13 protein-coding genes are annotated in these 12,384 nt (G+C 59.8%); 7 read left to right on the top strand and 6 right to left on the bottom strand.

Annotation, left to right across the window (positions count from 1 at the left end; all coding sequences use genetic code 11):
* The first annotated feature begins 114 nt into the window (after positions 1-114).
* Positions 115-537: a tellurite resistance TerB family protein gene (locus ACR0ES_RS07065; RefSeq protein ID WP_209598583.1), complete on the top strand. Its 423-nt coding sequence runs from the start codon at positions 115-117 to the stop codon at positions 535-537.
* Between the two features lie 29 nt (positions 538-566).
* Here the strand turns inward: ACR0ES_RS07065 and dacB are convergent, their stop codons facing one another.
* From dacB to ACR0ES_RS07050, 3 genes are all read right to left on the bottom strand, one after another.
* The gene (gene dacB / locus ACR0ES_RS07060; RefSeq protein WP_480773289.1) at positions 567-2,045 is read right to left on the bottom strand and encodes a D-alanyl-D-alanine carboxypeptidase/D-alanyl-D-alanine endopeptidase; all 1,479 of its coding nucleotides are present in this window, start codon (positions 2,043-2,045) and stop codon (positions 567-569) included.
* A 66-nt stretch (positions 2,046-2,111) separates the two neighbouring features.
* Positions 2,112-2,732: a nicotinate-nucleotide adenylyltransferase gene (locus ACR0ES_RS07055; protein ID WP_480773290.1), complete on the bottom strand. Its 621-nt coding sequence runs from the start codon at positions 2,730-2,732 to the stop codon at positions 2,112-2,114.
* 32 nt (positions 2,733-2,764) lie between these two features.
* On the bottom strand, positions 2,765-3,232 hold the full coding sequence (locus ACR0ES_RS07050) for an MOSC domain-containing protein (RefSeq protein WP_480773291.1): 468 nt from the start codon (positions 3,230-3,232) through the stop codon (positions 2,765-2,767).
* 140 nt (positions 3,233-3,372) lie between these two features.
* On the opposite strand from ACR0ES_RS07050, the gene ettA reads away from it, so the two are divergent.
* Together ettA and ACR0ES_RS07040 are read left to right on the top strand one after the other, a co-directional pair.
* Positions 3,373-5,040, top strand: a complete 1,668-nt coding sequence (gene ettA, locus ACR0ES_RS07045; RefSeq protein WP_010442471.1) for an energy-dependent translational throttle protein EttA — start codon at positions 3,373-3,375, stop codon at positions 5,038-5,040.
* A 451-nt stretch (positions 5,041-5,491) separates the two neighbouring features.
* The gene (locus ACR0ES_RS07040; RefSeq protein ID WP_480869981.1) at positions 5,492-5,935 is read left to right on the top strand and encodes a hypothetical protein; all 444 of its coding nucleotides are present in this window, start codon (positions 5,492-5,494) and stop codon (positions 5,933-5,935) included.
* 88 nt (positions 5,936-6,023) lie between these two features.
* Here the strand turns inward: ACR0ES_RS07040 and ACR0ES_RS07035 are convergent, their stop codons facing one another.
* Both ACR0ES_RS07035 and ACR0ES_RS07030 read right to left on the bottom strand, forming a co-directional pair.
* On the bottom strand, positions 6,024-6,428 hold the full coding sequence (locus ACR0ES_RS07035) for an REP-associated tyrosine transposase (RefSeq protein ID WP_480869979.1): 405 nt from the start codon (positions 6,426-6,428) through the stop codon (positions 6,024-6,026).
* A 136-nt stretch (positions 6,429-6,564) separates the two neighbouring features.
* Positions 6,565-7,002 (bottom strand): hypothetical protein, encoded by a 438-nt coding sequence (locus ACR0ES_RS07030; RefSeq protein ID WP_480869977.1) that lies wholly within the window; start codon positions 7,000-7,002, stop codon positions 6,565-6,567.
* A gap of 521 nt (positions 7,003-7,523) precedes the next feature.
* Between ACR0ES_RS07030 and ACR0ES_RS07025 the strand changes: the two genes are divergently transcribed.
* Together ACR0ES_RS07025 and ACR0ES_RS07020 are read left to right on the top strand one after the other, a co-directional pair.
* A complete protein-coding gene (locus ACR0ES_RS07025; protein ID WP_209506380.1) occupies positions 7,524-7,730 on the top strand; it encodes a cold-shock protein in 207 nt (68 codons plus the stop codon).
* A gap of 168 nt (positions 7,731-7,898) precedes the next feature.
* The gene (locus tag ACR0ES_RS07020; protein WP_209506382.1) at positions 7,899-8,453 is read left to right on the top strand and encodes a L,D-transpeptidase; all 555 of its coding nucleotides are present in this window, start codon (positions 7,899-7,901) and stop codon (positions 8,451-8,453) included.
* A gap of 18 nt (positions 8,454-8,471) precedes the next feature.
* Here the strand turns inward: ACR0ES_RS07020 and ACR0ES_RS07015 are convergent, their stop codons facing one another.
* Complete coding sequence (locus ACR0ES_RS07015; protein ID WP_480483262.1) at positions 8,472-9,098, bottom strand: arylesterase; 627 nt, start codon at positions 9,096-9,098, stop codon at positions 8,472-8,474.
* 65 nt (positions 9,099-9,163) lie between these two features.
* On the opposite strand from ACR0ES_RS07015, the gene ACR0ES_RS07010 reads away from it, so the two are divergent.
* Together ACR0ES_RS07010 and ACR0ES_RS07005 are read left to right on the top strand one after the other, a co-directional pair.
* Positions 9,164-9,859 carry an ABC transporter ATP-binding protein gene (locus ACR0ES_RS07010; protein WP_480483261.1) on the top strand — a complete coding sequence of 232 codons (696 nt, stop codon included), beginning with the start codon at positions 9,164-9,166 and terminating at the stop codon, positions 9,857-9,859.
* Positions 9,856-12,384 carry an ABC transporter permease gene (locus ACR0ES_RS07005; RefSeq protein WP_480869975.1) on the top strand — a complete coding sequence of 843 codons (2,529 nt, stop codon included), beginning with the start codon at positions 9,856-9,858 and terminating at the stop codon, positions 12,382-12,384. Before ACR0ES_RS07010 ends, ACR0ES_RS07005 begins: the two co-directional genes overlap by 4 nt.

The raw sequence follows: 12,384 nt of genomic DNA, 5'->3' as shown, positions 1-12,384 counted from the left end.
AATTCCTAACCCCCAGAACCTGCTTTTCCGCCTCAAATCACGAGCTAGGTGTTGAACCTCACCGCCCCCCCTCATATCGTGCGCGATCAGAAACACCCAAGCAGGATGCCCCGAATGACCGAGCAAGTTCCCCACCCGATGTCCCCACAGGATTGCCTTGTGGCGATCATGGTTGCGATCTCGGCCTCCGACGAAACCATCCGAACCGCCGAGCTGGTCAAGATCGAGGTCGCCGTGAACATGTTGCCGGTTTTCGCCGGGTACGACATCGACCGGATGCGCCACGTGTCGCAGGTCGTGTTTGACCTGTTCGAACAGGAAGACGGGCTGGATGCGCTGTTCGGCCTGATCCGGGACAACCTGCCCGAACGCCTGAACGAAACCGCCTATGCCCTGGCCTGTGACGTCGCTGCCGCTGACGGAACGCTGGCCGAATCCGAACTGCGCCTGCTGGAAGAAATCCGGTACGAGCTGGACATCGACCGCCTGCACGCGGCCGCGATCGAGCGCGGGGCTAGGGCGCGCCACACCGTCTGACGCCCGCTGCTTCAGGCCGGTTTCAGGTTTCAGCTTCCGTAAAGTGATCCCCAGCGCTCCAGCAAGGCGCGCTGCAATTTCCGTGATCTGCTGTTCCAGCTGCGTGCGCCATCCGGGCGCTCACGCTGCGCGCGTGGGATCGTTGCGCGATGGTCCACGTCGGCGGTGAATATCGCGAATGCCAGATCGACCCCGTCCGCAGTTGTCAGGAAACCGCCCAACCCGGATACAAAGTTCAATGTCCCTGTCTTGGCATCAACCTTGATTGGGTGGTTCTTGACGGGCCGCCCGTCCCGGTCGGTCAGTGCAAAAGGTTTCATCAGGGGTCGCAACATCCCCGATTTCTGTGTTGCAACAAGGGCCGCAACCAAATCCGCCGGTACCATGCGCGAGGCATCGCTCAGTCCCGAATGATCGACCATGGCGATCCCGGTCACGCCGAAACGACTGGCGGCCCACCGGTTCATCTCGGCTGCTGATTCCGCCAGGGTGTGCGGGTCAACACCGCGCGCCCTGGTCGCGGCCAGCCCGACCATCTCGGCCGTCAGGTTGGTCGAGTATTTCAGCATCCCGCGCAGGACATGGTCCAAACTGTCGCTGCGATGCACCACAAGATCAACACCCCGCACGCTCTGGTGTGTCACCTGAACACGCTTCAAAACGATCCCGTTCGACCGCGCCAAGGTGCGAAACACATCACCCGCGTACAAAGCGGGCTTGCGCACCGGCAACCAGCGGGCCCCGCCATTGCCCAACGCGCCCTTGGCCACGGTCCAGCGATCCTGCCGCGCGCTTGCCTGATAGGTATAGATCGGCAGGCTGCGATCCTCGACCCGCATGGCCGAGACATCCACTGCAGGCACATAACGCTCACTGCGGGCATCCATGGTTATGTCATAGCCATTGCCTGCGCGTTTCCATTCAAAATGGACACGATTGAAGTTCAGGGAAATGCCGCTGACAGCCGGGCTATAGCCCACATGATCCGGCTGTTCGGGATCGATGCTGAACACATAAGGCAACGCCCCGTCATAAACCTTGAACGCGCCGCGCACTTCGATAATCCCGGCCTCGCGCAAATTGGCCGCCATCGCGGCCAGCGCATCCGTATCCAGCAGCGGGTCGCCGCCCCCAACCAGAATCAAATCGCCGTGCAGAACGCCGTTCTCGATCCGGCCATCCGCCACCAGCCGAGTCTCGAACCGGTGTTCCGGCCCCAGAACATCCAGCGCATAAAGCGCGGTCATTGCCTTTCCAACGCTGGCCGGGGGCAGACTTGCGCCCTCACCAAACACTTCCAGTTGCGCCCCGGTCGCCACATCCGCAACCGCAAACACAACTTCGCCTTTCAGGCCTGCTGCGGCCACCAATCGCTCGGCACCGCTTAATATGACCCCACGCGCCTGCGGTCTCAGCGATACAAGCGGCGCCTGCGCAAGGCCCGCTGCCGGGATCAGGGACGCCCCCAATCCCCCCAGAAACAAACGACGTGAAAAACGACCAGCCATAGCCGAATTAAAATCCCACAGATCAAAAGCACACAACCACTGTGTTAGATTATGCGCCCGTTGGGGCTATTCCGGCAACACTTCTGCGCCCCATTCGCCGCGCGTCCGGAGTTCGGTCGAACTTACATCGATCATCGGCACGTTCACGAAACACCACGCCGGGGCCAGTGCCTGCCCCAAAAGGTGCCGCGCCTGCCCGTCGATCCGGTACTTCGCATAGACCCGCGCCGCAGGTGACATCCGGGCCGAGATCCGCTCGCCCGGCCGCGCCACCACGCCCACCGGCACAGTGTCCATGATCAGCCGCCAGTCTTTCCAGCGATGAAACTGCGCCAGATTATCCGCGCCCATCAGCCAGACAAACCGTACCTGCGGGTAAAGCCGCCTGAGCGCTGTCAGAGTGTCCGCAGTCGCCCGCGTGCCGACCAGCGCCTCGATATCCGTCACATCCACCTTCGGATGCTGCATCACCTGCCGCGCCGCCGCCATCCGCCGCGCAATCGGCGCAGGCCCCCGCTCTTTCAACGGATTGCCCGGTGACACCAGCCACCACACCCGATCCAGCCCAAAGGCCTTCATCGCCTCACGCGTTACATGCACATGGCCCCGATGCGGCGGATCGAATGACCCGCCGAACAGCCCAACGACCTGCCCGGGCCGCGCGTATGGGATGTCATACCGCTCCATAACCTGCTGATGTTCAGAACCGGGCCGCGTTGTCAATCAATCGGTTGCACGGCGTCGCCCAGCGCAACCCGCCCCGGCCTGACAACTTCGGCACACCATCCCCCATGCCCCCGCACGGCAGAATAGCCGCCCTTGCCCAGCGCCTCTTCCATCCGGCTGCACGGTGCACAGATCACGGTAAAGCGCAAAACGGCCTCGCCCACCTGCACCTCACGCCCCTTGAGCGCGGCAAGGTTGATCCCCGAAACCACCAGATTGCGCCGCAGGATTTCGGGCGCAACCGGCCCCCGCCCCAGATAAGACCCAATCGCCGCCAAATGCTCCTGCTGGATCAGAGAAACCGCCCGCTTGCCCGCATGGCCCCGGTCGCCTTCCAGCCCATCGGCCGAGACCACCGCCTCCCTCACCACCTCCACCCCAACCCGCCGCTCGGGCCGGACGCCTATCCATTCGACACGTCCTGGCTGCGCCCAGCCTGATATCAGTTCCGCCAGTTCCACTACTTCATGCCCTTCATACAGCCCGGCAAACCTAGCCCATGCAGATACGGGACGAAATTCACAAAACCACCAGCTTGCCCCGCCCGCCCCGCTCGGATATCCAGCGTTTCAACCCAAATTCCCGACCCAGAGGACGCGACATGGCCGCCTATCAATATGTCTACCACATGCAGGGTGTCTCCAAGACCTATCCCGGTGGCAAGAAGTGCTTTGAAAACATCCACCTCAGCTTTCTGCCCGGCGTGAAAATCGGTGTTGTCGGCGTCAACGGCGCCGGTAAATCGACGCTGATGAAGATCATGGCCGGCCTCGACACCGACTTCACTGGCGAAGCTTGGGCGGCTGAGGGCGCCAAGGTCGGCTATCTGCCGCAGGAACCGCAGCTGGATGAATCGCTCACCGTCCGCGAAAACGTGATGCTGGGCGTGGCCGCGAAAAAGGCCAAGGTCGACCGCTTCAACGAGATCGCCATGGAGATCGCCGAGAATTACTCGGACGAGCTGATGGAGGAAATGACCACCCTGCAGGACGCGATCGACGCGGAAAACCTCTGGGACCTCGACAGCCAGATCGACGTCAGCATGGAAGCGCTGCGCTGCCCGCCGGACGATGCCAACATCGCCAACCTCTCGGGCGGTGAGAAACGCCGCGTGGCGCTCTGCAAGCTGCTGCTCGAAGCGCCCGACATGCTGCTCCTGGATGAACCGACCAACCACCTGGACGCCGAGACCATCGCATGGCTGCAACAGCACCTGATCGACTACAAGGGTACCATCCTGATCGTCACCCACGACCGTTACTTCCTGGATGATATCACCGGCTGGATCCTCGAACTCGACCGCGGCCGCGGCATTCCGTACGAAGGCAACTATTCCGCATGGCTGGAACAAAAGGCCAAACGGCTGGAGCAGGAAGCCCGCGAGGACAAGTCCAAGCAGAAAACCCTGCAGCGCGAATTGGAATGGATGCGTCAGGGTCAGAAGGCCCGTCAGGCCAAATCCAAGGCCCGGATCAACGCCTATAATGAACTGGCCGAACAGTCCGAGCGCGAAAAGCTGACCCGCGCCCAGATCGTCATCCCCAACGGCCAGCGCCTTGGCGGCAAGGTGATCGAGGTCGAGGGCCTGTCGAAACATATGGGCGACAAGCAATTGATCGAAGGGCTGGACTTCGCCCTGCCCCCCGGCGGCATCGTCGGCGTCATCGGCCCCAACGGTGCCGGTAAATCGACGCTGTTCAAGATGCTCACCGGTCAGGAACAGCCCGACAGCGGCACCATCACGCTGGGCGACACGGTCGAGCTGTCTTATGTCGACCAGTCCCGCGACGACCTGAAAGACAACGACACCGTGTGGGAGGCGATCACCGGCGGCGCCGAGATCATCCAACTGGGCGACGCGCAGGTCAATTCCCGCGCCTATTGCTCGTCCTTCAACTTCAAGGGCGGCGACCAGCAGAAAAAGGTCTCGCTGCTGTCAGGCGGTGAGCGCAACCGCGTCCACATGGCCCGCCTGTTGAAAGAGGGCGGCAACGTCCTGCTGCTCGACGAACCCACCAACGACCTCGACGTCGAAACCCTGCGCGCACTGGAAGACGCGCTGGTCGATTTTGCCGGTTGCGCGGTCGTCATCTCACACGACCGCTTCTTCCTCGACCGGATTTGTACGCATATTCTGGCGTTCGAGGGCGACGCCCATGTGGAATGGTTCGAGGGCAACTTCGAGGATTACGAAGAGGATAAGAAGCGGCGGTTGGGACCAGACGCGCTGGAGCCTAAGCGGTTGAAGCATAAGAAGTTTGCGCGGTAAACTTTGTCAATAACTTGGGAAAGAATACCTGAAGACGTCCCCTTTCTGGACGGCGAGAGAACGATTGATTTCGTCATAGGCGAATACGACTATTCGTTGACACTTCGACCTCTCTCGCCCAACAAGCTGCTTTTCGCGGATGACAGCCGAACCGAAGATTGGATCGTGGAAATTGTCAAAACAAATGGAGAATTGCTGCAGTTGCATGGATGTGCGTTCAGCGTTCCTGGCGCGGAATACACCGACTGCTGGTTCGAATTGGAAGTAGGCTCAGTAGCCAAGGTTACCTATTGGGGAGACCAAACTTTACTGAGAACCGACAAATCCAAACAAGCTTAGCAAGCGTAAGTTGAGTGCTCGCTCCCTTCACGCCAACTGGTAGGCCGGGCTTCAGCCCGGCACCACTCGAAACACCCACAGGCGAAAGAAACGCAAAATCAGGAGTTTTTCTTTGTTCTCAAAGATAATTGCGACAGTGTTCATCTCAGCCATTCTTGGATCGTCGGGACAGGCCGAAACAATTCTCGTTCCAGCACTTCCCGACGGGCAAGTCGACGCGACTGCGGTGTTCGAATCCCTGACTATTAATAACAGCGAGCTCGACGGGGACGATCCGAATTTGTATTGGGGTGACGTACTCGGGAAGCACTTTGGTGCAATCTTCGGCTCGCCTCCGTCTAAACAAATTTTCTCATTAACCATTGGGGTAGAAGAGCTTCCAGAGCCAGTGGTTCACTTGCTCGCGAATATACTAACAGCAAACCATTGCGCCAAAGCTGAGTTCGGTGGAATCAACATAGACTGGGCGGGTACCGCAATTCGTTTCGAAGGTGAACCATTCGACGGTGGGTGGTCAATGAAAACAGCGTGCCGAGACAAACTGGAACTAGATTGAGGAGTGTCAGAAAACGGAAGTTGGTCAGGCAACTGGAAGGCAAGCCTTTGGAAGGGTTTCTCAGAGTCAAACCAGAACGCACTTTGGATCAAGCGTAGGATGGGTGCTTGCACCCATCACCCCTTGCCCGCAGGCCGGGCTTCAGCCCGGCATATCTGCCAGAGGTCACAACAGGTAGATGCGTGAGCTCGGGTGCCGGGCTGAAGCCCGGCCTACGGTTTGCCTTGTTCACGCCCATGGTGAACCGAGCTTTGATCGTACCCCACCGCGTGGAATAATCCGCATCGCCCGGCGGCAAGGTCCACACCGCGTGCAGATGATCGGGCAACACCACAAACGCATCGCACCAAAACGGGCGCTCCCGCTGCGTTTCAGCAAAAGCCGCGCGCAGATGCGTCACCTCGCGGATCAACAGGTCCGATGACCGGTCGGCCAGCGAAACCGTTAAGAAATATCTGGCTCCGGGAATGCGGACGCGGCGATAATCACTCATGTGCGCAAGGTGGCGCAGGTATGACTACCAAGTGGTTAACACACACGCCTTTGCAGGCCATTGCCGCAGGTCGGCAGTCCCACCAACCTTCGGTGTCCCATATCACAGCATTCAAGGATGATTGCAGGTGCAGCGCTTACCCGAACCGGTTGCCGCGCAGCCGTCCGACACCGAACAGCCCTGTCAGCGCCCCAACCAGCAGCAGCCAACTGGCCGGAAGCGGCACGGCCGAGACGTTCACGTCCACCGGCGTTTCTTCGGACCCGGGCTCATTGCACCACAGCTCGCAGAACTCGGGCCCTGATTCCTCCACGACCTCTGTCCGTTCAGCCAGAATCTCGGGCAAACGCTTGGGTCCTCCAAGCTCGACAAGACGACGACGTCTTTCATTACGGCGCGGATTCTCTTTCGCGAAGACCGGTGCCTTCATCTCGTGTTCAAACTCGAACATGTTGTAGAGTTTGAGCCCGCCTTCACGCGCGCCCGGCATCGAACCCTCTGTCCCATTTGGAACAGTCAGGGCCTGCGCGGCTCCGGCCCAGCACAACAAGGTTATCGTACAGACAACTTTCATATCCGCCCCCACAGCTGCCAAATAGTATAGCACCGGATAGCGAAATTTCCAAACATAGTGATTAATGAATAAAAACCGTCGGTTGTGAGAAGACCCCCCGCGCAACCGGCCAGAATGACACTGGTCCTGACCACGTGCCTGCAACCAAGAAAAGTGTCACTCTCCCGCGCAGGTATGGCACGCGGTGACCGCTCCGCATGGCCGACCGGAAAAGTGTGGGTCCGGGTTTTTCACTACCGTCGCGTATCAACAGACAGGGTGATCAGAGCACCCGGGATGCCATCAAACGGCGTCAAACCCATCAGCGGATTCTTGTACATATTGGGCTTTCTGCCCTCTGGCCCCTGTACAATCCGTACAAACCGCTCTTGCCACAGGCTTACCTCAATGCCATATGCAAGGTGCTAACGTTTTTCTATTTCGACCTACTGTCTCCTTCTACGGCGCTCAGTCTATCGATCCAGACCTACGACGCCAGGCTGCCGCAACTCCGTGGGCAGCACCAAACAGGAGACACGGATATGCCAGCAGGCACCGTAAAATGGTTCAACACCACCAAAGGCTACGGCTTTATCGCGCCCGAAGATGGCGGCAAGGACATCTTCGTCCACATCTCGTCCGTCGAACGCTCGGGCCTGACCGGTCTGGCCGACAACCAGAAAGTCACGTACGAACTGCGTTCGGGTCGTGACGGCCGCGAAAGCGCCGACAACATCCAGCTTGCATAAGCTATTGAAAGGATGAGGGAAACCCCTCATCCTTTTGTTCAACCGCTGCCGTTTCGGTGGCTGTTTGATCACATCACGGATGCGTGATGCTTGCCCCAGAATTGACCAAATAACATATCATGATGAAACTGGCTCTTAGGTTTCATTGGTCAATTGATGAGGGTTTCGATGTTTACACGCCGAGTTTTTCTGGCCGGAACAGCGGCCACGCTGCTGCCAGGCATCGCCAGTGCAAAGAAAGCGGTCGAGTATGATCCGACACCGCAATTCGTGCGCATCAAAAAGCAGTTTCTGCCCGGGCAGCTGCTGGTCGCCCCCCGTTCATTCTATCTTTACTATGTCACCGAACCACGCAAAGCGATCCGCTATGGCTGCGGCGTCGGCAAGGCAGGTCTGGAATTCACCGGCACCGCTACCATCGATGTGAAGAAGGAATGGCCGACCTGGCGCCCGACCCAAGAGATGATCCAACGCGATCCGGTGGCCTACGCAAAATTCAAGGACAATGACTATGTCCAGCCGGGAGGTGGGGATAACCCTCTCGGCGCGCGCGCGATGTATTTGTTCCAGAACGGTGTCGATACCTATTTCCGAATCCACGGCACGACACAGCCACAAACCATAGGCAGGGCGGTGTCAAACGGGTGTATTCGGATGCTGAATGAACATGTCATCGATCTGTATAACCGGGTCCCCATCGGAACGGTTGTTACGGTCGTCTGATCGCTATCACGGGGATGGCTAACCTTCCCCGCCCGCCTGCGTCACGAGTTGCAGCACGGACGGACCCATTGCGTCGACGATCTTCGCCACCCCTGCCGCATTTGGATGAATGCCGTCCGATTGCATGAAGTGCGATACGGCCGCGGGGTCGCCCTCCGCTGCAAGCCCCTCGAAGAAACTGCTGAAAAACAGGACTTCAAACTCCTGCGCCAGCGCAGGGTACATGCCATCGAATGCCCGCTTGTATTCAGCACCGTAGTTGCCCGGCGCCTGCATTCCGATCAACAAGACAGGAACCTTCGCATCGCGTGCAACCTCAAGGATCTTGCGCAGATTGGCTTGCGAAACAGCAGGATCGATCCCGCGCAACACGTCATTCCCGCCTAAGGCAACGATCATTCCGTCCACATCCGGTGTCAGGGTCCATTGCACCCGTGCGGCACCACCCGCCGTTGTATCGCCCGAGACACCGGCGTTGATAACCCGGACATCTGCGCCCTGCGCCTGCAACCAACGGTCAAGCTGGGGAACAAACCCGTTCTCCTCCACCAGCCCGTAGCCTTGCGTCAGCGAATCCCCAAGGGCTGCAATCGCCACCTGTTCGGCTGTGGCCGCAAAACCGCAGAAAACAAATGGACTTGCCATCAAAACCTTGCGCAATACGGTGATCACTCCATATCCCAAAAACCGCTCCTTTATCGGGAAGACCCATGACGCCTGCTGTTCTCGCTCTTCAGAATGCCGCTTTATCGCTGGATGGCAATGCCGGGCGGGTCGTTATTTTGCATGACATTACGTTGACCGTGAACAGGGGGGAAACGCTGGGGCTGATCGGGCCATCGGGGTCGGGAAAATCGTCGCTGTTGATGCTGATGGGTGGGTTGGAACAGGCAACAAGCGGTCAAATCTTGGCCTTGGATCAGAATTTGACAAGCATGGACGAGGACGCCCTGGCGCGGTTTCGGCGCGACAACATGGGCGTGGTGTTTCAGAATTTCCACCTGATCCCAACGATGACCGCGTTGGAAAACGTGGCGACACCGCTGGAACTGGCAGGGCACAAAGATGCGTTTCACCGGGCCGAAACTGAACTGAATGCCGTGGGGTTATCGCATCGCCGCGATCATTACCCAGCACAGTTGTCGGGTGGCGAGCAGCAACGAGTTGCCCTGGCGCGCGCATCGGCACCACGCCCCAAGATCTTGCTGGCGGATGAACCGACCGGGAATCTGGACGAAACAAACGGTGCCGCGATTGTCGATCTGCTGTTCGGGCTTCGGCGCAAATATGATGCGACGCTGGTTCTTGTAACGCACAGCCGTTCGCTGGCTGAACGATGTGACCGTGTGATCCGGCTGCGCGACGGCAGGATTGCCGACGAGACCCGGCAGGAGGCCGCAGAATGAGCCTTCGGCTCGCCGCGCGGCTGGCCCGTCGAGAGCTGCGCGGGGGCCTGCGCGGGTTTCGCATCTTTCTGGCTTGTCTGGCCTTGGGCGTCGCAGCCATCGCAGCCGTCGGATCGGTGCGTCATGCGATTCAGACCGGGCTGACCCGCGAAGGGGCATCCCTGCTGGGCGGCGATGCCGAGCTTGAGTTCACTTATCGTTTTGCCACTGAGGCCGAGCGCCTCTGGATGCAACAGGCATCCGAGCAGGTGTCCGAGATTGTCGATTTCCGCTCGATGGCGGTTGTACCCCGCGACACCGGGCCGGAACGTGCGCTGACCCAGGTCAAATCTGTGGATAAGGCTTACCCGCTGGTCGGATCGGTTAAGCTGGAGCCGGATATCACGCTGAGCGACGCCCTGAATGGCAGGGCCGGATTACCCGGTGCCGTTATGGAACCCGTTCTGATCGACCGGCTTGGTTTGTCGGTCGGTGATCACTTCGCGCTAGGCACGCAAGAGTTCATTCTGATGGCCGCACTTCGGAATGAACCCGACAGCGCCGCGGCTGGTTTTGCCTTGGGGCCACGTACAATGGTGCGTACCCAAGCGTTGCAGGCATCTGGCCTGCTGGAACCCGGAACGCTTTTTTCGACCAGGTACCGGCTGACCTTGCCCCAAAACGCGAACCTGTCGGAGGTGTCCGCACGTGCCAGCGCCGCGCTTGAGGGCTCGGGGATGCGCTGGAGCGATGCACGCAACGGCGCGCCGGGCATATCGGAATTCGTCAACCGCCTGAGTGCCTTTCTGGTCCTTGTCGGGTTGTCGGGGCTTGCCGTCGGTGGCATCGGTGTGTCCGCCGCCGTGCGGGCCTATCTGGGCCAGAAAACGGAAACCATTGCGACATTGCGGACATTAGGGGCGGATCGCGCTACCATTTTTCAAACTTACCTGATTCAGATCGGAATGCTGTCCCTGACCGGCATTTTAATTGGGCTGGTGCTGGGCGGGGTGGCTCCGCTTTTGCTGGCGCCGCTGCTGGAATACCGGTTGCCGGTTCCGGCGGTGTTCTCGCTCTATCCGCGACCGCTGATCGAGGCCGCACTTTATGGCTTGCTGACAGCATTTCTGTTCACGCTCTGGCCGCTGGCCAGAACCGAAGATGTGCGCGCCGCAACCCTGTTTCGCGATGCGCTGAGCGCAGCGCGTCCCATCCCACGCGCGGTTTACGTCGTGGCGACCGGGATTGGATTGGCGTCCCTGATCACGATTGCGTCCTGGTTCAGCGGATCAACTCGCCTTACCCTGTGGACCAGTGGCGGACTAGCGGGCGCACTGATCCTGCTGGCGTTCGCAGCCTATGCCATTCGCAAACTGGCACGGGCCGGAACACCTTTGGCGCGGGGCCGCCCTGCCCTGCGATGGGCCTTGTCCGCCATCTCTGATCCGCGTGAAGGCGCGGGGTCGGTGGTTTTGTCACTTGGTCTGGGTTTGTCAGTGCTGGCAGCGGTTGGGCAGATCGACGGCACGCTGCGCAATGCGATCTCCGGCAATCTGCCGGATGTCGCGCCCTCATACTTCTTTGTCGATATTCAAAAAGACCAGATGCCAGGTTTTACCGAACGGCTGCAAACCGATCCGGCTGTCAGCCGCATTGAAAGCGCACCAATGCTGCGAGGGATCATCACTCAGATAAACGGCCGCCCCGCGCGCGAGGTAGCCGGAGATCATTGGGTACTGGAGGGAGATCGCGGCGTTACCTATTCAGCCCGACCCCCGGCAAATGCACGGGTGACAGCGGGGGAATGGTGGGCAGAGGATTATTCTGGTGCACCACAGATCAGCTTTGCAGCCGAAGAAGCCGAAGAGATGGGTCTGAAACTCGGTGATCAGATAACTGTCAACATCCTGGGGCGGGATATCACCGCAGAGCTGACCTCAACCCGAGAGGTGGATTTTTCCACAGCGGGTATGGGTTTTGTCATGTCGATGAACCCGTCGGCGCTGGCGGGCGCGCCACACAGCTTTATTGCGACGGTATATGCAGAAGAACAGGCCGAGGCCGCCATTCTGCGAGATCTTGCAGGCCAGTTCCCCAACATCACGGCCATCCGAGTGCGCGATGCCATTGACCGGGTTTCGGGCCTTTTGGCAGGAATTGCCGCCGCAACCTCGTATGGCGCGGGCGTGTCGTTATTGACCGGATTTCTGGTTCTGATCGGGGCGGCAGCCGCCGGTGAACCCGCCCGCAGATACGAGGCGGCAATCCTCAAGACGTTGGGGGCTGACCGTAGCCGCATCCTGCGCAGTTTTGGGCTGCGCTCGGTCTTGCTGGGCACCGCGGCGGGCTGCGTCGCCTTGCTGGTCGGCATCCTGGGCGGCTGGGCTGTGGCCACGTACATCTTCGACACAGGTTTTACTGTGATCTGGTCTTCGGCCTTTGGCATTGTTCTGGCCGGTATCGGCGTTACGCTCTGCGCAGGTTTCGCCTTCGCACTGCGCCCTCTCTCGGCCCGGCCAGCCCGCATTTTGCGGGCCAGCGACTAA

The sequence above is a fragment of the Ruegeria sp. N7 genome (assembly GCF_056531345.1).
The sequence above is the reverse complement of the archived record's forward strand: the minus strand, read 5'-3'. Positions and strand labels throughout refer to the sequence as shown.